The organism is Leeuwenhoekiella sp. ZYFB001 (genome assembly GCF_011784865.1).
Taxonomy (GTDB): Bacteria; Bacteroidota; Bacteroidia; order Flavobacteriales; family Flavobacteriaceae; genus Leeuwenhoekiella; species Leeuwenhoekiella palythoae.
The window spans coordinates 3926056-3949911 of record NZ_CP050460.1 but is presented as its reverse complement, the minus strand read 5'-3'; the positions used below and the strand labels follow the sequence as shown (position 1 = coordinate 3949911).

Sequence of the window (23856 nt, the reverse complement as noted above, 5' to 3'; positions counted from 1 at the left end):
AATTCTATAATTTTTCTTCTTTCTGAAAAGCATTCAACTCAGCCCCGATCTCTTCCCCAGGTGCTAATTTGAAGCGTTTTCTAAACAAATAAACACCCAGATATAAAAAGGGTGTATCACAAACGGCAACCAATACTTTAAATAAAAAACCACTTAAAAGAAGCGTTCCAAACAGGCTCCATTCAATTTTATTAAATGCACACAAAAGCAATAACACGGTAGCCGTATCTACAAACTGACTAAAAAAGGTAGAGAAATTATTGCGTATCCACAGGTGTTTCCCTTTAGTCAGGCGTTTCCAGAAATGAAAAAGTTGAATGTCTATATACTGTGCAAATAGGTAGGCCATCATCGATGCCATCACCGCAACTACCGTAGCGCCAAAAACTTTATCAAACAATGCATTATCTACAGGAGACCAATCTGTGGCAGGCACCACTGCCGAAGTATACACAATAAGCAATGAAAAAATTGAGGCAAAAATACCGGCGGTCACCACTTGGTTGGCTTTCTTTTTTCCGTAAATCTCACTGATCAAATCGGTTATTAAGAACGTGATGGGATACGGCAAAATTCCAACGGAAATCTCAAACTTGTATAACCCAAAAAAATCCCAGTAAAAAAACTTCTGAAAGATCAAATTAGAAACCACCAGAGAGCATATAAACAAAGCTCCCAAAATAAAATAGATGCGGTAGGCTGCCAGCGCATCTCTCTGGCTCATTGATGCTTGCGTCAAACTCTCCTCTTTTAAAGGTTCTTTTGATCAAAATTAGCAGAATGCACGGGGCTTTTACTTAAATTGCTCTTAAAATATTTAAGGCCAAAATCTCATTAAACCGCTACAACACATACTCTTATCACTAGGCAGCAATCAAGGAGATTCGTTTGAAAATCTGCAACGCGCCGTTGATGGTATATTTCAAAATATAGGCAGCATAAAACAACTTTCTCCAGTTTATAAAACCAAAGCCTGGGGTTTTGAGGGTGCTGACTTTTTAAACTGCACCCTCTCAGCGACCACTACTTTAGATGCCGAAGCCACCCTAGAAGCGCTGCTCGCCATCGAAAAACAATTGGGCCGGGAGCGCAAACAACAAGCAGGTTACAGCGATCGCCCTATTGATATAGATTTATTGTTTTATGGAGACAGCATAGTTGAAACCAAAAAACTGATTCTTCCGCACCCGCAGTTACAAAAACGCAATTTTGTCCTGTTTCCGCTACGAGATATCGCCGCAACATTTAAACATCCTCTTTTAAAAAAATCTATAGAAGAATTAACCGCGGAAACCCCAGACGCAGAAATCCCTGAAAAACAATCTAAATGGCTTAAAAATCCGCAGGCCGCATATACCTTCAGCACACATAATTATATTGCCATCGAAGGAAACATTGGCGCCGGAAAAACTACTTTAGCCACTAAAATTTCTGAGGATTTTAATGCTAAACTCATTTTAGAACGTTTTAAAGACAATCCTTTTCTACCCAAGTTTTACGAAGATCAGGCGCGCTATGCTTTTCCGCTGGAAATGTCATTTTTGGCTGATCGCTACCAGCAGCTGCTGGATGACATTGGTCAATACGACCTTTTTAAAGATTTTATGATCGCCGACTATGATAGTCAGAAATCATTGATTTTTGCAAAAGTCACACTGAGCGAAGAAGAATACAGTTTGTATCAAAAATTGCATGGAATCATGTATCGTGAAATCGCAAGGCCTGACTTATATGTTTACCTCTATCAAAACACCGAGCGCCTGCTTGAAAATATTAAAAAGAGAGGACGTTCTTATGAACAGGATATTTCTGAAAGTTATCTTATTGACATCAACAAAGGGTATCTGAATATGATCAAGAATAAACGAGGAAACAATGTCAAGATCATTGACATTTCCGGTTTAGATTTTGTTGAAAACAGAGCAGATTATTTAAAAGTGCTAGATGCACTACAGGCTGTGGAATAGCAGAAGACAAAAAATAGTTTGCAATCGCTTGCTAAGCAAATCGGTAAAGAACAATGCTCTACCAGATCTCAACCAGCCTAAGAGGTCAAATTATACTGAAGCGCATCTTCAAATTTTTAACGAATGACAGAAAAACAGGCTTCGTTGTAATTGCTTCAGTTTTTTGCAAATTAGTTTTAAGAAAAGTAGATAATTCCGAGAACAGCGATCATTATAGCAAACCCTATAATCACGCCCATGAATATTCCGAAGCGTCGTCCATCCTTAATTCCTCGCACGTAAGACGCGTAATCAAAAGCTTTAGTTTTCATTTAAGTTGGGTTTTGGTTGAGAACGTAAAGATTCAAAGTTTAATTGCACCCCAACTGCATTTTAAAGAAACATTAATAAAGATTTATGATTAACAATTATACTTACTATTCACAATGTTAAAAATTAAGAGCTTTTTAGAAGCTTTGCATACATATCCCAAAGAACAATCCCCACACTTACTGAAATATTAAAACTATGTTTAGTACCCACTTGAGGGATTTCTAAAACCGTATCGGCAGCATTCACAACTTGCTGCTTCACTCCCTTAACTTCATTACCAAAGATCACCGCGTATTTTGAATGCGCCTCAACAACAAAATCATTCAACATCACGGCTTGCTCAGCTTGCTCAACAGCCACTACCTGATACTGATTTTCTTGCAGTTCTTTTACCGCATCTAAAGTAGATTCAAAATAGTTCCAGCGTACAGATTCTGTTGCGCCTAAAGCCGTTTTGGTAATGTCTTTATGAGGCGGTTGCGCACAGATTCCGCAGAGATAAATTGCTTCGATCAAAAAGGCATCAGCTGTTCTAAAAACCGAACCAATATTATTTAAACTTCTAATATTGTCAAGCACCACAATAATGGGTGTTTTTTCGGCCTCCTTAAACGCTTCTACAGATTTACGATCGAGTTCGCTGTTCTTTAATTTTCTATTCATACCGCAAAAATAAGCTTCCGTAAGAAAAGCTCATAGTTAAGAATAGCATTGCTGTTGCTTATTGTTGAAAACAAATAAATAACTGGTTGCGTTTAACTCCTCTAAAACCTTGCGTATTTTTTAAATTTATCCCGCACAAACAGCAGCGAAAACTTACATTTAAAAGCGCTTCTGTGATGCTTCAATCCCTTTCAGATTTTTAAGATTTTATGGCAAAAAAGACCAAAGCAAAAAGTGTTACGCCACTGATGAAACAGTACAACAGCATCAAGACCAAGTATCCTGATGCAATGTTACTCTTTAGAGTAGGCGACTTTTATGAAACTTTTGGTGAAGATGCCGTCAAAGCTGCCGGGATTCTAGGCATTATCCTAACCAATAGAAACAACGGAAGCGAACGCTCTGAACTTGCGGGCTTCCCACATCATTCGCTCAATACATACCTTCCAAAATTGGTTAAGGCAGGCTGCCGCGTGGCAATTTGCGACCAGCTTGAAGACCCAAAACAAACTAAAGGGATTGTAAAACGCGGCGTTACCGAGCTGGTCACGCCCGGAGTGTCTCTAAATGATGAAGTGCTACAGTCTAAAAGCAACAACTTCTTGGCCGCGATACATTATGGTAAACGCCACCTAGGCCTCTCTTTTCTTGATGTGTCTACGGGTGAATTTCTAACTGCGCAGGGCGATATTGCTTATATAGATAAACTGTTGCAAAATTTCGCTCCCAGTGAATTGCTCCTAAGCAAAAAAAATAAAGCTGATTTTAAGGAAGATTTTGGGGCTGATTATCATATTTTTTACCAGGAGGATTGGGTTTTTAAGCCTGATTATGCGCAGGAAAGTCTCAATAAACATTTTGACACCAAATCTTTAAAAGGTTTTGGAGTTGAACATCTGGAAGAAGGGATCATTGCTGCCGGAGCGGCCTTACACTATCTAAGTGAAACACGCCATGATAAGCTTCAGCATATTTCCAGCATTGGTCGTATCGCCGAAGATGCCTACGTGTGGATGGATCGTTTTACCATTCGCAATCTGGAATTATATCAAGGCACATCGGTCAAGTCTATCACTCTACTCGACGTGATTGACAAAACCATCAGCCCTATGGGCGGGAGGTTGCTTAAACGCTGGCTGGCGCTTCCTTTAAAAAATCTTGAGCCCATTAAAGAGCGTCATGAGATTGTAGATTTTATACTCAACCATCCGGATTTTTATGAGAAAGTTTCGGCGCATATAAAAAAGATTGGTGATGTTGAGCGGTTGATTTCTAAAATAGCAACCGGTAAAGTGGCGCCTCGAGAAGTCATTCTTCTAAAAAATTCTTTGGAAGCAATGATCCCAATAAAGGCGCTTGCTCAAAACTCAGAGAATAAAGCCTTGCAAATTCTTGGGGAAAAAATCAACAATCTTGAGCATTTAAGAGACAAAATTAAAGAAACCCTTACCGAAGACGCACCAGTTAGTGTTCTAAAAGGAAACACGATTGCTGAAGGTTTCCACAGCGAACTTGACGAATTACGCAATCTGGCAACTTCGGGGAAAGATTATCTTGATAAAATGCTGGAGCGTGAAACCGAACGCACCGGGATCACTTCACTCAAAATTGCTTCTAATAATGTATTTGGCTACTATATTGAAGTGCGCAATACGCATAAAGATAAAGTTCCCGTAGAATGGATTCGCAAGCAGACCTTAGTAAACGCAGAACGCTACATCACCGAAGAACTGAAAGAATATGAGGCAAAAATTTTAGGTGCCGAAGAACGTATTCTTGGTATTGAGCAACAGCTTTTTGCGCAATTAGTAAGTTGGATCACGCAGTTCATAGAGCCGGTGCAAACCAATGCGCATACCTTAGCACAACTAGATTGTTTACGCTCGTATGCCTGTCTGGCCAAAGAAAACGGCTATTGCAAACCCAGCATGGATGACACCTACGAATTGGAGATCACCGAAGGTCGCCATCCCGTCATTGAAAAACAACTCCCCATAAGTGAGCCCTACATTGCTAATGACACCTATTTAGACCGTGACACGCAACAAATGATTATGATCACCGGTCCTAATATGTCTGGTAAATCTGCTATTCTGCGTCAAACAGCTTTGATTGTGCTGCTTGCACAAATGGGTAGTTTTGTTCCGGCGAAAGCGGCGCGTATTGGTCTAGTCGATCGCATCTTTACCCGCGTAGGAGCCAGCGATAATATTTCAATGGGCGAATCAACTTTTATGGTTGAAATGAATGAAACGGCCAGCATCTTGAACAATATTTCTGAACGCAGCCTTGTGCTTCTTGACGAAATTGGTCGCGGTACCAGTACTTATGATGGGATTTCTATCGCTTGGGCAATCAGCGAATATTTACACGAGCATCCGGCGAGGCCTAAAACGTTATTCGCAACCCACTATCACGAACTGAATGATATGGGCGAAACCTTTAACCGAATCAAAAACTTCAATGTTTCGGTAAAGGAGCTTAAGGATAATGTCTTGTTCCTACGAAAACTTATTCCCGGTGGAAGCGCGCACAGCTTCGGGATTCACGTTGCTAAAATGGCCGGAATGCCCCAGCAAGTACTACACAGAGCTAATAAAATGCTGGCGCAGCTAGAACAATCCAACCGAAAAGAAGAACATCGCGATGCTTTAAGCACAGTTGAAGATGATGAAATGCAACTGAGTTTTTTCAACTTAGACGATCCGCTTTTAGAGGAAATCAAAGACGAAATCCTTCATACAGATATAGATACACTCACGCCGGTAGAGGCTTTAATGAAGCTCAATGAGATAAAGCGTATGCTAGTTAGAAACAAAAAAAATCAGGTTTCATAACCCCTTTTATTTTTTTTCTGAAAAATGCTTTGCAGATTAAAGAAATCTTGTAAATTTGCATCCGCATTAGACAACAGGTCTTATGTAATGCGAAAGTAGCTCAGGGGTAGAGCATCACCTTGCCAAGGTGAGGGTCGCGGGTTCAAATCCCGTCTTTCGCTCAAAACAACACTCCATTAGACAATGGGGTTTTTTATTGACAGCCCAAGCTCGGGTGGTGGAATTGGTAGACACGTTGGACTTAAAATCCAATGAACATTAGTTCGTACGGGTTCAAGTCCCGTCCCGAGTACAGAGAACCTCTAGTAATGCACTAGAGGTTTTTCTTTTTATATACACTTCTGAATGTCATTTCTTTAACTAATAAATTATGTTAAATAATATTTTAGATTTGAAAAATGCCTTTCAACTTCACTATCTTTGCTTTGATTTTAAATCTCATCCCTAACTTACATATATTATAATTCCACCCCCTACAATTGAGAATTATAAAATATTTACTTTAATTAAGGCACGCTTTTTGAGCATATCTTAACCAACGAGGAGACCTTGAGGTCTATGATTTTTAAAACCAAACGATAATCGCCCCGATTTCAGATTATGATTTTTTCTAAATTTTTCAATAAGTCGAGCAATCTCGATAAAGAGCTTGATCGCAACTTACTTTTCGCTCCTAATTACTTAATTCGAGAACAAAAAGTCAATAATAATACGCAATACATTTTTGGAGGTCACTCAATCATTACCATTGAGCAAACACAAGGTAAAAATGTAGGGTTATTCTTTAATCGTACACGCACTTCAAAATCAAACAAACTCAATCTCAATCCTAAGAATGAATTACACTTAGGCTTCCAAACTATCGCCAAAGTCAATTATTTAATTTTAGGTACGCGTCAACATTTATCGCACGTCAAACCAGGAGATCTGTTAGAGATCTGCTTTAATGATGATTCGAAAATCAACTTGACACTCGAGTCAACAGATGAGAAAGCAACAGTTAATAAAGGATACGCCTGCAATGTACGCGCAAAGATTAATGATAAAGAATTAAAACATTTTCAGAAGAAAATGATGAATACCTATAAGCTTACGCTCAATGCTTCGGGAGAAACTGTTGAAGGTGCGTTTGATAAGGAGTTTTGTCAAAAATTCAGGGAAGTAGCGCAATCCTATGTGTTCTGCTTAGAGAATTACTACTAAACGTTTAAATTCATATACTACAAAAGACCTCTTTTCAGAGGTCTTTTTTCATTTATAATGGGTAAATTCAGCGTTTAAACTCAATCTAAATGCTAAAACGTTTTTCTCTTGTACTTGCAGCCGGACTCACTCTTTACGGTTGCAAAACACAAAAAGCTGCCACAACTCCTGCAGCAGAATCTTCAACAAGCCAAAAGTCAAAATTAAAGCCGTACAACAAAGTCATAACTGCGGAAGCCGAGTCAGACAATGGCCTTTTTACAACGCACAGACTAGATGATCATCTGTATTTTACCATCCCGGATAGTCTGATGGGAAAAGATATGTTGCTCGTAAGCCGCATAGCTAAAGTTCCTGCCGGCTACGGCGGCGGCTATGTGAATGCTGGATCTAAAGTAAATGAGCAAGTAATTCGCTGGTCTAGACGCGGTAACTTTGTAGATGCCAGAGTTATTAATTTTGAAAATCAAAGCGATCAAGACAGCCCCATCAACAAATCGGTTGAAGCGAATAACTTTTTCCCTATTCTATTTAGCGCCGAGATCAAAGCACTTGCCAAAGATTCTACCGGGGTAGTGATTGACGCAACTGGTCTTTTTACTCAAGATATCACCGCGATCAATGCGGTTTCGCCAAGATTACGCAAGCAATACAAAGTAAAACGCCTTGACGATAAACGCAGCTATATCGAGTCGGCACACGCGTATCCTCAAAACATTGAGATCAAACACGTGATGACTTACGACACCGAAGAACCACCGGAGCGTGACCAAGCCAGCACCCTAACCTTCTTGATGAACCAATCTATGATTCTTCTTCCCGAAGATAAGATGCAACCACGTATCGCAGATGAGCGCGTAGGCTGGTTTACCCTTAGAAAATATGACTATGATTCTGATGCACTAAAATCTGATGATTACCGCATTTTAAGAAGATGGAGATTGGTGCCAAAAGACATCGAAGCATACAAACGCGGCGAACTGGTAGAACCTGTAAAACCCATTATCTATTATTTAGATCCGGCAACACCGCTTAAATGGCGCCCTTATTTTAAACAAGGAATTGAAGACTGGAATGCCGCTTTTGAAAAAGCAGGATTTAAAAACGCCATTATCGCTAAAGACCCTCCTTCTCCGGAAGAAGATCCAGAATTTAGTCCGGAAGATGTGCGCTACTCAGTAATTCGCTATGTTGCGAGCACCACACGTAACGCCGTTGGACCTTCGGTTTCAGATCCGCGTACCGGTGAGATTTTAGAATCTGATGTGATCTGGTATCACAATCACCTACGCTCCTACCGCAACCGCTTTATGATCGAAGCAGGCGCTCAGAACCCCGCCGCAAGAACTTTAGAAACTCCTGAAGCCGAAATTGGCGAAATGATGCGTATGGTGATTGCACACGAAGTAGGTCATGCGATCGGTCTTCCGCACAATATGAAAGCGAGTTCTGCATATCCTACAGACTCTTTACGTGTGGCTTCCTTTACTCAAAAATATGGCCTAACCCCTTCTATTATGGATTACGCTCGAGTAAACTATGTTGCGCAACCCGAAGACCAAGGTGTACGCTACATCAGAATGATGGGACCTTATGATTACTATGCAGTAAACTGGGGATATCGCTACATTCCTGAAGCGGCAACTGCGGAAGAAGAAAAACCTACGTTAGACCAATGGATTTTAGAAAAAGCAGGAAATCCGTGGTACGAATTTGGAAGTTCTACCGGAGTTGACCCACATTCACAAACTGAAAGTTTAGGAGACGACAACATAAAGGCCAGCTTGTATGGTTTGGCAAATATGAAAAAAGTGATTCCTAATTTGATTGATTGGACTACCAAAGACGGTTATGGCTATGATGATCTTAATGAGGTTTATGGTGAATTAACACGCTTATGGAGAGGTTATGTTTATCACGTGATCACTAATGTGGGTGGAATTTACGAAACACGCAAAACCGCAGATCAAGACGGTGTGGTTTACGAGCCGGTTCCTGAAGCTATTCAAAAAGAGGCGGTGACATTCTTAAATGAGCACGCTTTTACCACTCCTAAGTGGCTTCTTGACAAGGAAATTTTAAATCGAATTGAATCAGATGGTGCTATTGAACGCATTCAGAATTTACAAACCCGCGCTTTAAACAGCCTGTTAAGCGTAGATCGTATCAATCGCTTGGTGAGCACGGTAGAACAAGAAGGAGCTGACGCCTACTCGCCTATTGAGTTGATGACCGATTTGCGCAAAGGGATTTTCAGCGAATTATATGCCGCGCAGAAAACCGATGCTTATAGACGTAATCTGCAACGCGCTTTTATAGATATCGCTTCAGAATACATCAAAAAAGAAAAAGCAGATGATGACGAAGTATTGAAGTCAGACGCAAGCGCATTGATGCGCGGCGTACTTAATCAAATGCGACGCGACCTCAATACCAAAAAGAATTATTCTGGAGACACGATCACACAGTACCATTTTGAAGATTTGATCGCACGCATTGACACCGCTTTTGACCGAGATTAAATTTTAATCCTAGAATAAATTTTCAACGCCCGACTGCTGCCAGTCGGGCGTTATTTTTTTAACAGAATTCTTCTTAAACCCGCTGTTAATTTGCCTTAAATCAGGTTAAACCCTGTTAATTGCAAGCATAAATGCGAATCCCTGAATACTTTAGTAATGGATTTCAGCAGAAGCTGCGACCATCAACTTAAAATTACAAGCTATGAGTTATTCAGATAAAATGGGCGAAAAGCTCAACGAATTACTAGAGAAAAATTATGATGCTGAAGCAGGTTATAAAAACGCTGCTGAGAAAGTTCAAAATTCAGCATTAAAGAACTATTTATTGAGTCGCGCACAAGATCGCTACGATTTTGGGCACGAATTAAAGGCCGAATTGAAAACTTTTGGTCAAGAACCAGAAAAAGGAACCAGTCTTGCCGGTGATGCACACCGCCTGTGGATGGATCTTAAAACTGCACTTTCTTCAGATAAAGATGAAGCTGTTTTAGAAGAAGCGATCAGAGGAGAGCGTGCAGCAGTTGACGAGTACGATGAGATTTTAAAAGAAGAGAGTCTCCCATCCTCTACGAAGTCAATTATCACCGCGCAACGCAATAGTGTAAAAGCCGCGTTGAATGAAGCCAAAGCACTTGAAGTATTAGCATAAATCAAATTCTGGGCTTGAAATAGTTTGAGCCCAGAATTATAGTGTTAAACTAACCAACCTAACGTTAAACACTCTTAATGTATTTGTTTTCAGTATATTGAATCACTATATTAAGAATGGATGTCATCGAAACACATCCCACCAACCAAAAATTTGTTTCGTTAATTAAAAGAAGATAGAAGATGAAGTTTACTGAGAAAATATCGAACAATTTAAATGAATTACTAACCAAAAATTACGATGCCGAGGCCGGTTACAAATTGGCCGAAGAAAATGTAAAAGATAATACGCTAAAAGAATATTTTGGGCGTAAAGCTAAAGAGCGTTATGATTTTGGGCATCAGATCAAAAATGAAATAAGAGTGTATGGCGAAAGTCCTGATAAAGGAACGAGTGTAGCTGGAGATGCACATCGTTTATGGATGAATGTAAAATCAACCTTATCAAAGAATAGTGAGGAAGCGATTTTAGAAGAAACCATTCGCGGTGAAAAAAATGCGATTGAAGAGTATCAAAGCATACTAAGCAATCCAAATCTCCCACCAACCACGGAGGCCATTTTAAATACACAACTTGACTTGATTAAAGGCACATTAGAAGAAGTAAAGGCCTTTGAAGTTATGGCATAGATACATTTATTTGAATTAGCCAACCGAAAATAAATGTTGAAAAGCGCCTTGATCTCACGATCAAGGCGCTTTTTTATTGACACCATTAAAGGGTTTTTACTCTAAAGCTTTAAATAAGGTAGTTTACTTGAATTGGCTCGTTGATAACTCCCCAAAACTTAACTTTTTAAAGCCTCTGCTTTTCTTTAATTTTAAACTTTTCCGCGTTTGCGACTTCGCAAAAAATAACCCAAAGAGAACCAGAGATGTACCTGATATTTGATACCGAAACCACCGGCTTACCCAAGAACTGGAACGCTCCCATCACCGATTCTGACAACTGGCCAAGAGCCATACAGATCGCGTGGCAGCTGCACGACGACATGGGTAATTGTATTGAGCACGAGGATTATTTAATTCGTCCTGACGGGTTTGATATTCCTTTTGATGCCGAGCGAATTCACGGGATCTCTACCGAACTCGCACAGCGCGACGGTTTACCTTTAGGTGAAGTACTGGGCAAATTCAAAGCGGCACTCGAGCGCACCAAATTTGTGGTGGGTCAGAATGTGGGCTTTGACGTTAATATAATGGGTGCGGAATTCCACAGATTAGATGTTTCTAATCAACTACAAGAGCTACCTGTTCTTGACACCTGTACCGAAACTACTGCACAACTCTGCCAAATTCCCGGTGGGCGTGGTGGTAAATTCAAATTACCCACACTTACCGAGTTACACCAGTACTTATTCAATCAACCTTTCGCGGAAGCGCACAACGCAACCGCCGATGTGGAAGCAACCACGCGTTGCTTTTTTGAACTGGTGCGCAGACGCGTTTTTACACAGGAAGAATTAGATGTTCCTGCCGGATATTTTGAGAATTTCTCAGAAGCCAATCCGCAGCCTATTGAGTTTATTGGCTTAAAACACATCAATCTCAAAAAGGCTTCAGACGAAATTCGCAAAGAGCTGCAAAAAGCAGATCAAGCCGATATTTCAAAAGAAGAAATAAAGGAGAATAAAGAGCAACTGGCCAAAGTAGATTTTGTGCACTTGCACAATCACTCGCAGTTCTCTATTCTTCAGTCTACCGCCAGCGTTCACGATCTGGTAGCGGCAGCAAAAAAACATAAAATGCCCGCGGTGGGAATCACCGATATGGGCAATATGATGGGAGCTTTCCACTTTGTGAAAGCCTTGACCGCACATAACAAAGCCGCGCAAAAGAAAAACGACGAACTCTTAGAAGCCGGAGAAGAACCTACCGAAACCATCATCAAACCTATTGTGGGTGCCGAGCTTAATGTGTGTCAGGATCATACCAACAAAAGCCAAAAAGACAACGGATATCAAATCGTTTTCCTGGCAAAGAACAAACGCGGCTATCACAACCTTGCAAAAATGGCATCCCTCGCCTACACCGATGGTTTTTACTATGTGCCGCGTATAGATCGGGAGATCGTTGAGCGCTATAAAGACGATATCATCGTGCTCACCGGTAACCTTTATGGAGAAGTCCCGAGCAAGGTATTGAATGTGGGTGAAAAACAGGCTGAAGAAGCCCTGCTGTGGTGGAAGGAAACTTTTGGCGATGACCTATATATCGAGGTGATGCGCCACGGTCAGGAAGATGAAGATCGAGTGAATCAAACCTTGATCGAATTTTCTAAAAAACACGATGTAAAACTAGTCGCGACCAACAACACCTTTTACATCGACAAAGAAGACGCTCCTGCGCACGATATTTTGTTATGCGTGAAGGATGGCGAAAAAGTAGCTACGCCAAAAGGCCGTGGCCGCGGGTATCGTTTTGGTCTGGACAATGAAGAATACTACTTCAAGTCGGCAGACGAGATGAAAGCGTTGTTTACTGATCTGCCGGAAGCCATAAGCAACGTAGATGAGATCGTTGATAAAGTGGAAGCTTTTGTTTTGGCACGTGACGTACTCTTACCGGCCTTTACCATTCCTGAAGAATTTCAGTTTGAAGAAGACAAGCAGGATGGTGGTAAACGTGGGGAAAACAAATACTTAAAACACATCACATTTGAAGGTGCACGCCAGCGCTATCCTGAGATCACTCCAGATATTGAAGAGCGCCTCAACTTTGAACTCAGCGTTATTGAAAATACCGGATATCCCGGGTATTTCTTGATTGTAGAAGACTTTATTCGTGAAGCCCGAAACATGGGTGTTTCGGTAGGTCCCGGTCGGGGTTCAGCTGCCGGTAGTGCGGTAGCCTACTGTTTGGGAATTACCAATATTGACCCGATTAAGTACGACCTGCTTTTTGAGCGTTTCCTGAATCCGGATCGTGTAAGTATGCCCGATATTGATATCGACTTTGATGATGAAGGTCGAAGCCGCGTTATGGATTATGTGATCGATAAATACGGGGCCAATCAGGTGGCGCAGATCATCACCTACGGTACGATGGCGGCAAAATCTTCGATCAGAGATACCGCGCGGGTTTTAGATCTTCCGCTGAGTGATGCCGATCGTATTGCCAAGCTGATCCCTAATATGTCGAAACTCGCCAAGATCTTTGGGCAGAGTGAAGCCGACTTGAAAAAGAAATTCCGTTCTGAAGATTTAGTCAAAGTCAACGAACTTTTAAACCTAGCGGAAGGTGACGATCTTGAAGGTCAAACTTTAAGACAAGCGCGCCAGCTGGAAGGTTCGGTACGTAACACCGGGATTCACGCCTGTGGGGTGATCATCACACCCGACGATATCACCAACTTTGTTCCGGTTTCTATCGCTAAAGATTCAGACTTATACGTCACGCAGTTTGACAACTCGGTCGTAGAAGAAGCCGGTCTACTAAAAATGGACTTCTTGGGTCTGAAGACCCTGACCTTAATCAAAGACACGGTAAAACTGGTAAAACATAAGCACGGGATCGATCTGGACCCTGACAGCTTTCCGCTAGATGATGAGAAAACGTATGAGTTGTTCCAGCGTGGAGATACGGTTGGGATCTTTCAGTACGAATCGCCGGGGATGCAAAAACACATGCAGGCGTTAAAGCCTACGGTTTTTGAGGATCTTATCGCAATGAATGCCCTGTACCGCCCGGGACCTATGGAATACATCCCGAGTTTTATTGCGCGTAAACACGGGGAGGAAGAAATTCAGTATGACCTTCCTGCGATGGAAGAGTATCTGGAAGAAACCTACGGAATCACAGTTTACCAGGAGCAGGTGATGCTGCTGTCGCAAAAACTGGCAGGCTTTAGTAAAGGTGATGCCGATGTTTTGCGTAAAGCGATGGGTAAAAAGATCTTTGCTCTGCTGGAAAAACTGAAACCACAATTTTTAGATGGTGGAGAGAAAAACGGCCACAACCGAAAGATTCTCGAAAAGATCTGGAAAGACTGGGAAGCTTTTGCTGCGTACGCCTTTAACAAGTCGCACTCTACCTGTTATGCATGGATCGCCTACCAGACCGCCTATTGCAAGGCCCACTACCCTGCCGAATATATGGCTGCGGTACTGTCTAACAACATGAACGACATCAAGCAGGTGACCTTCTTTATGGAAGAATGTAAACGTATGGGACTTGAAGTTTTGGGTCCTGACGTGAATGAATCGTTCAGAAAATTTACCGTTAACGATCAAGGCGCAGTGCGCTTTGGTATGGGTGCCGTAAAAGGTGTAGGTGCCAATGCCGTAAAAACCATTGTTGAAAATCGGGAGGATGGCCCTTATCGCAGTGTGTTTGATCTAGCTAAACGTATTGATCTGCGTGCTGCCAATAAAAAAGCTTTTGAATCCCTGGCACTTGCCGGCGGCTTTGACAGTTTTATGGCTACGCATCGTGCGCAATATTTCAAAGATGAAGGTGACGGAATCACTTTTCTGGAAAAAGCGGTAAAGTATGGCGCAAAATTTCAAGAGAATGAAAACTCAGCTCAGGTAAGTTTGTTTGGCGAAGCCAGTGAAGTCCAAATTCCCGAGCCGGTGGTACCTCCTTGTGAAGAATGGGGAACGATGGAAAAACTACGCCGTGAGAAAGAAGTGGTAGGAATTTATATTTCGGGGCACCCGCTAGATGACTTCAAACTGGAAATGGATAATTTCTGTAACGGAAAAATTAGTGATTTTAATAATCTGGAAATGCATCTCAACCGCGAACTCACCATTGGTGGGGTCATTAGCGATGTGCAGCACCGGGTTTCTAAAAACGGAAAAGGCTGGGCTGCCTTTACGGTTGAAGATTTTGACGAGTCGTTTGAATTTAGAATGTTTGGCGAAGAGTACCTCAAGTTCAGACACTTTCTGATTCCGAATTCCTTTGTGCATATGCGTGTATTTATTCGTGAGGGATGGACCAACCGCGACACGGGTAAAAAAGGCGACCCGAGAATGCAGTTCAACAACTTTATGCAGCTGCAAGACGTGATGGAAACCTTTAGCAAAAAGCTTACGATCAATCTGGATCTGCAAGAAGTGCAAGGGGACCGTATTGAGCAATTGCGTGAAACTTTATTCAACCACCGCGGCGATCATAATTTGCATTTCTACGTGTTTGAACCCAAAGAAAAGATCGCGCTCCAAATGCCAAGCAGAAAGAAAAAGGTGAAAATAAGCAGTGCATTGTTGAATGAATTAAAAGCGCAACGGTTTAGTTTTAAATTGAATTAAGTGGCGAGGCGCCACAGCCAAAAAAAACACAATATGCTAAACTACTATTATGCCGATACAATTAACGATTTTTTATCAAAGTCATCAGAAGAAATTGTAGGTGAGATTGCATCAAATAGTAGAACTGGACATATTTTAACCGAATTAATGGCTTGGGAAGGTCAAATTAAAATTCTCAAAAATACGCTCGCTGCACAAAATGGTTATTTATATTTTGAGTTTTCCATTCCTCGTATGGGAAAGCGGGTTGACTGCTTACTCATCATTGACAATCTAGTCTTTGTAATTGAGTTTAAAGTTGGTGAAAAGCAATTCCAAAAAAGTCATATAGAACAAGTTTGGGATTATGCTTTGGATTTAAAAAACTTCCATAAGCCAAGTATTGATGAAGTTTTAGTTCCAATATTAGTTACTACAAAAGCTAAAGAAACAGTTTTTGAAATCATCACCACTAGCCATAATGACAACTTGCTAAACCCAATCAAAGCCAATGACAAAAGCTTAAAATTTATAATTGAGCAAACTTTAAACATTTTTAAAGGGAGTGATTCTATTAACGCTACAGAGTATATTTCTGGGAGTTATTCTCCTACTCCAACTATTGTTGAAGCCGCTGTCTCAATGTACAACAATCATAATGTGGATGAAATTACACGTAGTGACGCTGATGCAATAAATTTAAAGGTTACTACGCGTTATATTTCACAAACCATTGATTACGCAAAATCTAATAAGAAAAAAGTAATCTGTTTTGTTACTGGCGTACCTGGAGCCGGTAAAACCTTAGTCGGTCTTAAAGTTGCAGCAGAGCACTTAGATGAGAAAAAGGGAAATTCAAGTGTCTTTTTATCAGGAAATAAACCCTTAGTTGATATTCTTCAAGAAGCGCTGACTCGTGATAAAGTCTTGCAAGAAAAGCTTCGAGGTAATAGGATTACCAAAAAGACCGCTAGAGAAAGTGTAAAAGCATTTATTCAAATTATTCATCATTATAGAGATGAATATTTGAGGGATAAAAAAGCTCCTTACGATCATATTGCAATTTTCGATGAAGCCCAAAGAGCGTGGAATTACGCTCAAACAACGAAATTTATGAGAGAGAAGAAAAATCAGCCTGATTTCGATTTTTCTGAACCAGAGTTTTTAATTTCTTGTTTGGACAGACATAAAGATTGGGCTGTAATTATTTGTTTAGTTGGCGGCGGACAAGAAATAAATACAGGAGAGGCAGGAATTACCGAGTGGATAAGAGCTGTAGAAAATAAATTTACTTCTTGGGAAACACGCATATCTCCTAACCTATACACAAGCGAGTACAATGCCACAAAAGCTATTGAACAACTTCAATTAAAATCTACTGTTGTATTTAACGAAGACTTACACTTGTCAGTTTCCATGCGCTCGTTTAGAGCTGAACTGGTCTCAAAATTCATCAAAGAGCTACTAGATATTGATGAGAATTCCCAAACGACTTATGACAAAATAAAAGAGAAATATCCCATAGTTTTAACTCGAGATATTCAAACCGCTAAAACCTGGCTCAAAGAAAAAGCTCGAGGCTCAGAACGTTATGGCATCGTAGTTTCTTCTCAAGCTTATCGACTTAAACCATTAGCAATGGACGTCAGATCTCCAATAAACCATGTCAATTGGTTTCTTAATGGAAAAGATGATATCAGATCATCTTATTTTCTTGAAGATGTCGCAACAGAATTTCAGGTTCAAGGTTTAGAATTAGACTGGGCTTGTGTAACTTGGGATGGTGATTTAAGATTTACAGAAGATGGCTGGAAATCTTATTCTTTCAAAGGAAATAAATGGCAAAATATTCATAAAGAAGAACGAAGAAAATATCTTCTCAATGCATATCGCGTACTATTAACCCGTGCACGCAAGGGTATGATTATAGTAGTTCCAGAAGGTAACCCCGAAGATCATACGCGTCAGCCCGAATTCTATGATTCAACATATGAATATTTAAAAAGAATAGGCTTAAAAGCTATATAATATGAAAATCCTTTTAAGTGAAACAGATTACATCACTCCATCTAGGACAATTGAGACAATTTCTAACAATGAAAAGACTGTATTTATTTATAATTATAAGGGTATTCATTATAGATTTTTTAAATCTAAAGCTGAGTTTAATCGGTTTTTAAATAAAGGAATTGAGCCCGAGTTTGCGTTTGATTCAGAGTTAGAGCTTGATTTATTTTTATCTCAATTTTAAAAACCTCGTTAGTGATTGCAGTAAAAAGTCCACAGCGTAGTGTGCGGACTTGCAAAGGAAAGCGTACTTTTTTGCATAACATTAATTTGACAAATCCCCTATTATAATTCAATCGTCAGTATGAGCTTTTTGAAGACTACTGCAAAACACCGGTTTCAACTTGAAACACCTGAGGATTCGAAACATTTTGACAGAATCCAGTACAATAACAGGTTGTATTTTTATACTTTATTTCACAGTTAAGCAATTCCTAATAAGGCAGTTTGGTGGCTTGGTTACCCCTAATTTTATATAAAAAACAAAACCAACGCTATGCAAACAACTATTGAAAAATCAGCCGGAATGGGCGCGGTTTATAAAGACGGCATTACCACCTTTAGGGTTTGGGCTCCAAACGCAGACAAAGTCAGTGTGGTGGGCGAATTCAACGACTGGGATGAGACTGCGAATGAATTGACCCCCGAAGAAAACGGCTACTGGTCTACCATATCTGAGCAAGCCAAAGAAGGCCAAGAATATAAATACATGATTCAAAACGGTGATCAATCGTTCTATCGCAATGATCCCTATGCTTTTGAAGTGACTAACAGTAACGGCAACAGCCTAATTCGCACTTTAGATTTTGAGTGGGATGACGCAGATTTTGAGATAGCTGATTGGAATAAACTAGTCATTTATGAATTACACGTAGGCACGTTTAATCGTAAACAAAAAGATCAAGTAGGCACGTTTGCTGATGTTGTTGAAAAATTACCTTACCTGAAAGAACTAGGCGTGAATTGCATAGAACTGCTTCCTGTTGCAGAGTTTGCCGGTGGCATTTCTTGGGGGTATAACCCGGCGCATCCTTTTGCAATCGAGCAGGATTATGGCGGACCTGAAGGATTAGCACATTTAGTGAATGAAGCGCACAAGCAAGGCATTGCGATCATTATGGATGTGGTTTATAATCACTTTGGCCCTTCTGATGTAGATCTGTGGCAGTTTGATGGTTGGAGCGAAAACAACAAAGGAGGCATCTATTTTTATAACGACCACCGCAGCGCTACGCCTTGGGGAGACACCCGCCCGGATTACGGCAGACCCGAAGTACGCCAATATCTACGTGATAACGCTTTGATGTGGATCGAAAAATACCATTGCGACGGTTTACGGCTGGATGCAACGTCATACATCAGGTATGAAGGAGGCGGTCTGGGTGAAGACACCGCCATTGATGAGGGAAACCAGATGATGCGTGAGATCAATCAGGAGTTGCAAGCAAAATATCCTAAAGTGATCACTATTGCTGAAGACCTAAAAGGAGATGAATTTATCACTAACGGTATTGCTTACGGCGGCGTGGGCTACGGTGCGCAATGGGATATGCATTTTGTGCATCCGGTGCGCGAGGTGCTACAGAGCGTTAGTGATGATGGTAGAGATATTCAGAAGATTGTAGACGCCTTAGAATATACCTACAGCGGAAATAAGTTTAAGCGCATTATTTATACCGAATCACACGATGAGGTTGCTAACGGAAAAGCACGCGTTCCTGAAGAAATTCAGCCGGGAGATGCCGAAAGTAAATTTGCTAAAAGACGTGCAGTTTTGGGGCTTGTGCTTACACTTACCGCACCTGGAATACCTATGTTATTTCAAGGACAGGAGTTTTTAGAAGATGAGTATTTTCAAGATACCGAAGCTTTAGACTGGGAGAAAGAAAATAGATTAAGCGGCATTAGAGAACTTGTTAGTGACCTTATAAAACTACGCACCGGAGCTAGCGGAGGTGCAAATGGTTTGCTTGGACAACATCTGGAGATCATTCATTTTAATCCGGAAAATCAAATTTTAGCTTATAAGCGCGGTGGCTCTGAAGAAGAACAAACGCTTGTGATTCTCAACTTTAAAAATCAAGCCTATGAGCACTACGGAATTGGAATCGCTGACGATAAAACTTGGAAACTGCGCATTAATGCTGATTGGAAGGGATACGATATAGATTTCTCTGAATTAGAAGTTACGGATCTAAAAATAGAAAAAACCGAGACCGATGGCAGACCGCTAACCGGAAGCTTTAATATTCCTGCATATGGCGCATTAATTTATACCGCAGAGTAAATCGTGAAGTCTTTGCGTGAGGGATAGTAGCGGCATCCTTTTTTACGGCTCGTAAAGCCGTAAAAAAGATATAGCGTATAGCCCGACCCTTGGGGCACGCCCAAAAAGATATAACGGCAACTTTTAAAAATCAATTTAACTGATTAAAACATAGTCAAATCTAATTCGCTGGTTGTAAGCTTTGGAAAAATAATTGACTAATTTTGCATAATAATCTAATAATAGAATTAAAATGGCACTAGAAATAACAGACGCAAATTTTGAAGAAACCGTATTACAATCAGACAAGCCTGTATTAGTAGACTTTTGGGCTGCTTGGTGTGGGCCTTGTAGAATGGTAGGACCTGTAATTGAAGAGATCAGCACAGAGTATGACGGCAAAGCTGTCGTAGGTAAGCTTGATGTTGATGCTAACCAGGAGTTTGCTGCAAAATATGGCGTACGTAACATCCCAACTGTTTTGATGTTTAAAGACGGGGAAGTAGTAGGTCGCCAAGTAGGTGTTGCTCCTAAAAATGTATACACAGAAGCTATTGACGGTTTACTATAAGACTTATACTCTTGTTTGAGTAAACGTACATTATAAAAAAGGTCTGACGTTGCGTCAGACCTTTTTTATTAGCACTGCTAAAGGGTTTAATCCTCAAAGGCTTGTCTGCCTCCGTTTGCGAGGTATACTTTTAGCTAGTATTTAGCCAGTCTCTGCGAGATTTTACAAGCAATTCATATCTTAAATGCTTATACTTGTTAGACTAAAATTTGTACGTTAATCTGTAGAAAAAGCCTTAGGGCTGTTTAAATAAAATTCAAAAAATGGAAAATAAAAAAGGAAAACCACAGGACCTCATCGACGCAAAATTACTTGAAGAACGCAAAGTGTTCTTATGGGGTCAGGTAGACGATAAAAGCGCAAAGCACGTTGTAGATCGCTTATTGTATCTAGACGCGTTGAGCAACGAAGAAATTCAATTTTACATCAACAGTCCAGGTGGATACGTGACTTCAGGATTTTCAATCTACGATACGATCAAGTCGATTAAGAGTCCGGTTTCTACTATTTGTACTGGTCTTGCTGCGAGTATGGGTAGTATTTTACTTTCGGTAGGTGAAAAAGGACGTCGTTTTATTCAGCCGCACGCCCGTGTGATGATTCATCAGCCTAGCGGTGGTGCTCGCGGACAAGCGAGTGATATCGAAATTACAGCTCAGGAAATTTTAAAGACCAAAGAGTTGAGCGCAAAAATTCTTGCTGATAACTGCGGCCAGGACTTTGATAAAGTGATGAAAGATTTTAACCGTGACCACTGGATGGGCGCAGAAGAATCTGTTGCCTATGGAATCGTAGACGGAATTCTTTAATCAATAAACAGCAGTCAGTCTCAGTAAGCAATTTTAAAATTTAAAAACGCTGCCTACTGAGGCTGAAAACTGCTAACTTCAACAAACCCCGATACCTAAACCATAAACGTGATCGATCTTCAGGCGCATCTTAACAGCATTGCAGGTTTCAATAATTTGGAACTGCTCGCCGGTCAGGTGGTAGAAGGTTTTATAAGCGGAATGCATAAGAGTCCGTTTCACGGGTTTTCTGCAGAATTTGCAGAGCACAAAGTTTACAATACAGGTGAAAGCACCAAACACATTGATTGGAAGCTCTACGCACGTTCAGATAAGTTATATACCAAACGCTACGAGGAAGAAACCAACCTGCGTTGTCATCTCATACTAGACAACAGCAGCAGTATGCACTACCCTGCACTGAAGCAAACCGATTTAAACAAACCTAATAAAATTGCTTTTTCTGTACTGGCCAGTGCGGCCATTATGCAATTGATGAAGAAACAGCGTGATGCGGTAGGGCTCAGTATTTATGCCGAGCAGTTTGAATATTATGCCCCCGAAAAAGGTAGTGAGCGTCATCATCACATGCTACTCGATCAACTGAATCAGGTTTTGATCAAATCTGAAAAATCACAAAAAACAGACACGTACGCCAACTTGCATTTTATTGCTGAAAAGCTAAAGCGGCGTTCGCTGGTGTTTTTGTTTAGTGACCTTTTTCAAAATGAATTGCAGCAAGAAAAGACCTTTGAGGCTCTGCAGCATTTGAAGTATAATAAACACGAAGTTGTACTTTTTCATACCTACGATAGCGCTACCGAATTAAATTTTAATTTTGACAGTACACCTAAGCGCTTTGAAGATGTCGAGACCGGAAAACTTATAGATATCTTCTCAGACAATGTGAAAGAGGGTTACAGCAAAGCAGTAAAAGACTATTTCTCAGCGATTAAACTTCGCTGCGCGCAATACAATATTACCTATGTAAACGCTGATATACAGCGTGGCTTCGCTCCTATTTTGAGTACATTTCTAGTAGAACGGAAGCAGTTTTTATAAGAAATAAAAAAACTTTCATTTTTTGTTTGCACACTTAAAAAATGCGTGTATATTTGCACCCGCAAGAAAGGAAATGATCAACGCTTCTGCTCTTGTAAAGTTCATAAAATATTGGTCTGGTAGTTCAGTTGGTTAGAATATCTGCCTGTCACGCAGGGGGTCGCGGGTTCGAGTCCCGTCCAGACCGCTAGGAATCGGTCTAAATTCCTATAACAGCCTGTAAATCATATGATTTACAGGCTTTTTTATTTCCTATAATCTCATTTAAATTCAAATAATTGCAGAAAAAAGGTGCGCGATTCGGTGAGTCTTTTTTTTCTGCAAAAAGACTCACCGCGCAACCTCATAAAGTGTTAAAATAAAGGCGCTTACACGATTTCTTTAACACAATTTAAATATGCAGTTTGTACCTTGATTGCCTAATCAAAAGACAATCAGTTATGACTACTTCAATCTCTATCCTTTTCTACCCGAAAACTTCAGCGAGAAAATCTCTTAAAGATCCCACGATTTACGCCAGAATTACGGTTAATTCTAAACGCAGTGAATTTTCAACGCATCACAAAGCCTCAAACAAATGGGATCCTAAGCTAGGTAAAATGACCGGGTATAGCGCAGAGGCCCGTATGATCAATAGACACTTAGATGATATTCGAACAAAGGTTTATGAAATTTTTGATAGACTCTCAAGAGAGGGAAAACCTATTTCTGCTCAAATTATAAGAGATATTTATCAAGGAAAAGATGATGAGCAACGATGTCTTCTTGAAATATTTCAAGAACATAATGACCGTATTGAAAGCCTTGTTGGTAAAGGATATTCCCAAGGTACATTGCAACGCTATAAGGCTGCTAGAACTCATTTAGAAAACTATTTACTATTTCTGAAAAAAGCTGGTGATATACCGCTAAGAGAAATTGATTACCAATTCATATCAGGATTCGAGCATTATTTAAAATCCGAAAAAAATTGCGCACACAATACAGCGACAAAATACATCGTGAACTTTAAAAAAATTATGCGTATAGCCTTAGCAAATCAATATGTAGACAAAGACCCATTTTTTCATTGGAAATCCAGTTGGCAAACTAAGGAACGAGAATTTTTAACTAGTGATGAATTAAATAAACTCGCTCATAAAGAATTTTCAATTTCACGCCTAGAACAGGTACGCGATATTTTTCTCTTTTGCTGCTTTACCGGCCTTGCGTATGCCGATGTAAATAAGCTAAGCCCTAATGATATCATTCCGGGAATTAATGGTCAACAATGGATAAAAACAAAACGGCAAAAAACCAATACTTTAAGCAGTATTCCGCTATTACCAACAGCGTTCGAAATTTTAGAAAAGTACAAACATCACTCTTGCAGAACGGAGCAGCAAAAATTACTTCCCGTACTTACCAATCAAAAGTCAAATGCATACTTAAAAGAAATAGCAGATGTTTGCGGAATCCATAAAAGTCTAACCACGCACTTAGCACGGCACACATTTGCCACAACAGTAACTTTATCACGTGGAGTGCCAATGGAAACAGTGAGTAAAATGCTGGGGCATACATCCCTAAAAACCACTCAGATTTACGCTAAAGTTTTGGACTCTAAAATAAGTTCAGACATGGAACTATTAAAACAACAAGGAACATTAATCAATCCTAAAGGCGAAAAAATCAATTAAGCCAGCTCCATATAAATTTGATTCAATTTGAACA

16 protein-coding genes and 3 tRNA genes are annotated in these 23856 nt (G+C 40.3%); 17 read left to right on the top strand and 2 right to left on the bottom strand.

Annotated features, from left to right (window positions below; translation table 11 throughout):
* Nucleotides 1-4 precede the first annotated feature (4 nt).
* The gene (locus HCN54_RS16945; protein WP_072981553.1) at nucleotides 5-724 is read right to left on the bottom strand and encodes a queuosine precursor transporter; all 720 of its coding nucleotides are present in this window, start codon (nucleotides 722-724) and stop codon (nucleotides 5-7) included.
* A 109-nt stretch (nucleotides 725-833) separates the two neighbouring features.
* Between HCN54_RS16945 and folK the strand changes: the two genes are divergently transcribed.
* Nucleotides 834-1967 (top strand): 2-amino-4-hydroxy-6-hydroxymethyldihydropteridine diphosphokinase, encoded by a 1134-nt coding sequence (gene folK, locus HCN54_RS16940; protein ID WP_167598954.1) that lies wholly within the window; start codon nucleotides 834-836, stop codon nucleotides 1965-1967.
* Between the two features lie 435 nt (nucleotides 1968-2402).
* On the opposite strand, the gene HCN54_RS16935 is transcribed toward folK, so the two are convergent.
* The gene (locus HCN54_RS16935; protein WP_167598725.1) at nucleotides 2403-2942 is read right to left on the bottom strand and encodes an RNA methyltransferase; all 540 of its coding nucleotides are present in this window, start codon (nucleotides 2940-2942) and stop codon (nucleotides 2403-2405) included.
* A 209-nt stretch (nucleotides 2943-3151) separates the two neighbouring features.
* Between HCN54_RS16935 and mutS the strand changes: the two genes are divergently transcribed.
* From mutS to HCN54_RS16855, 16 genes are all read left to right on the top strand, one after another.
* Nucleotides 3152-5779 carry a DNA mismatch repair protein MutS gene (gene mutS / locus HCN54_RS16930; RefSeq protein WP_167598724.1) on the top strand — a complete coding sequence of 876 codons (2628 nt, stop codon included), beginning with the start codon at nucleotides 3152-3154 and terminating at the stop codon, nucleotides 5777-5779.
* Between the two features lie 89 nt (nucleotides 5780-5868).
* Nucleotides 5869-5940: transfer RNA gene (locus HCN54_RS16925), tRNA-Gly, on the top strand.
* A gap of 47 nt (nucleotides 5941-5987) precedes the next feature.
* A tRNA-Leu gene (locus HCN54_RS16920) sits at nucleotides 5988-6071 on the top strand.
* Between the two features lie 308 nt (nucleotides 6072-6379).
* On the top strand, nucleotides 6380-6982 hold the full coding sequence (locus HCN54_RS16915) for a hypothetical protein (protein WP_167598723.1): 603 nt from the start codon (nucleotides 6380-6382) through the stop codon (nucleotides 6980-6982).
* Nucleotides 6983-7071: 89 nt separating this feature from the next.
* Complete coding sequence (locus HCN54_RS16910; protein ID WP_167598722.1) at nucleotides 7072-9504, top strand: zinc-dependent metalloprotease; 2433 nt, start codon at nucleotides 7072-7074, stop codon at nucleotides 9502-9504.
* Between the two features lie 202 nt (nucleotides 9505-9706).
* On the top strand, nucleotides 9707-10153 hold the full coding sequence (locus HCN54_RS16905; RefSeq protein ID WP_072981543.1) for a ferritin-like domain-containing protein: 447 nt from the start codon (nucleotides 9707-9709) through the stop codon (nucleotides 10151-10153).
* 182 nt (nucleotides 10154-10335) lie between these two features.
* Complete coding sequence (locus tag HCN54_RS16900) at nucleotides 10336-10782, top strand: ferritin-like domain-containing protein (protein WP_167598721.1); 447 nt, start codon at nucleotides 10336-10338, stop codon at nucleotides 10780-10782.
* A 245-nt stretch (nucleotides 10783-11027) separates the two neighbouring features.
* Nucleotides 11028-15410 (top strand): DNA polymerase III subunit alpha, encoded by a 4383-nt coding sequence (dnaE, locus tag HCN54_RS16895; protein ID WP_167598720.1) that lies wholly within the window; start codon nucleotides 11028-11030, stop codon nucleotides 15408-15410.
* Nucleotides 15411-15443: 33 nt separating this feature from the next.
* On the top strand, nucleotides 15444-17417 hold the full coding sequence (locus tag HCN54_RS16890; protein ID WP_167598719.1) for a DUF2075 domain-containing protein: 1974 nt from the start codon (nucleotides 15444-15446) through the stop codon (nucleotides 17415-17417).
* A gap of 1 nt (nucleotide 17418) precedes the next feature.
* Nucleotides 17419-17640 carry a hypothetical protein gene (locus HCN54_RS16885; RefSeq protein ID WP_167598718.1) on the top strand — a complete coding sequence of 74 codons (222 nt, stop codon included), beginning with the start codon at nucleotides 17419-17421 and terminating at the stop codon, nucleotides 17638-17640.
* 312 nt (nucleotides 17641-17952) lie between these two features.
* Nucleotides 17953-19743 (top strand): alpha-amylase family glycosyl hydrolase, encoded by a 1791-nt coding sequence (locus HCN54_RS16880; RefSeq protein WP_167598717.1) that lies wholly within the window; start codon nucleotides 17953-17955, stop codon nucleotides 19741-19743.
* A gap of 232 nt (nucleotides 19744-19975) precedes the next feature.
* Nucleotides 19976-20293, top strand: a complete 318-nt coding sequence (trxA, locus tag HCN54_RS16875) for a thioredoxin (protein ID WP_072981533.1) — start codon at nucleotides 19976-19978, stop codon at nucleotides 20291-20293.
* A gap of 263 nt (nucleotides 20294-20556) precedes the next feature.
* The gene (locus tag HCN54_RS16870; protein ID WP_167598716.1) at nucleotides 20557-21102 is read left to right on the top strand and encodes a ClpP family protease; all 546 of its coding nucleotides are present in this window, start codon (nucleotides 20557-20559) and stop codon (nucleotides 21100-21102) included.
* Nucleotides 21103-21213: 111 nt separating this feature from the next.
* Nucleotides 21214-22143: a DUF58 domain-containing protein gene (locus HCN54_RS16865; protein WP_167598953.1), complete on the top strand. Its 930-nt coding sequence runs from the start codon at nucleotides 21214-21216 to the stop codon at nucleotides 22141-22143.
* A 113-nt stretch (nucleotides 22144-22256) separates the two neighbouring features.
* Nucleotides 22257-22330: transfer RNA gene (locus tag HCN54_RS16860), tRNA-Asp, on the top strand.
* Nucleotides 22331-22583: 253 nt separating this feature from the next.
* On the top strand, nucleotides 22584-23822 hold the full coding sequence (locus HCN54_RS16855) for a site-specific integrase (RefSeq protein WP_167598715.1): 1239 nt from the start codon (nucleotides 22584-22586) through the stop codon (nucleotides 23820-23822).
* Nucleotides 23823-23856 lie beyond the last annotated feature (34 nt).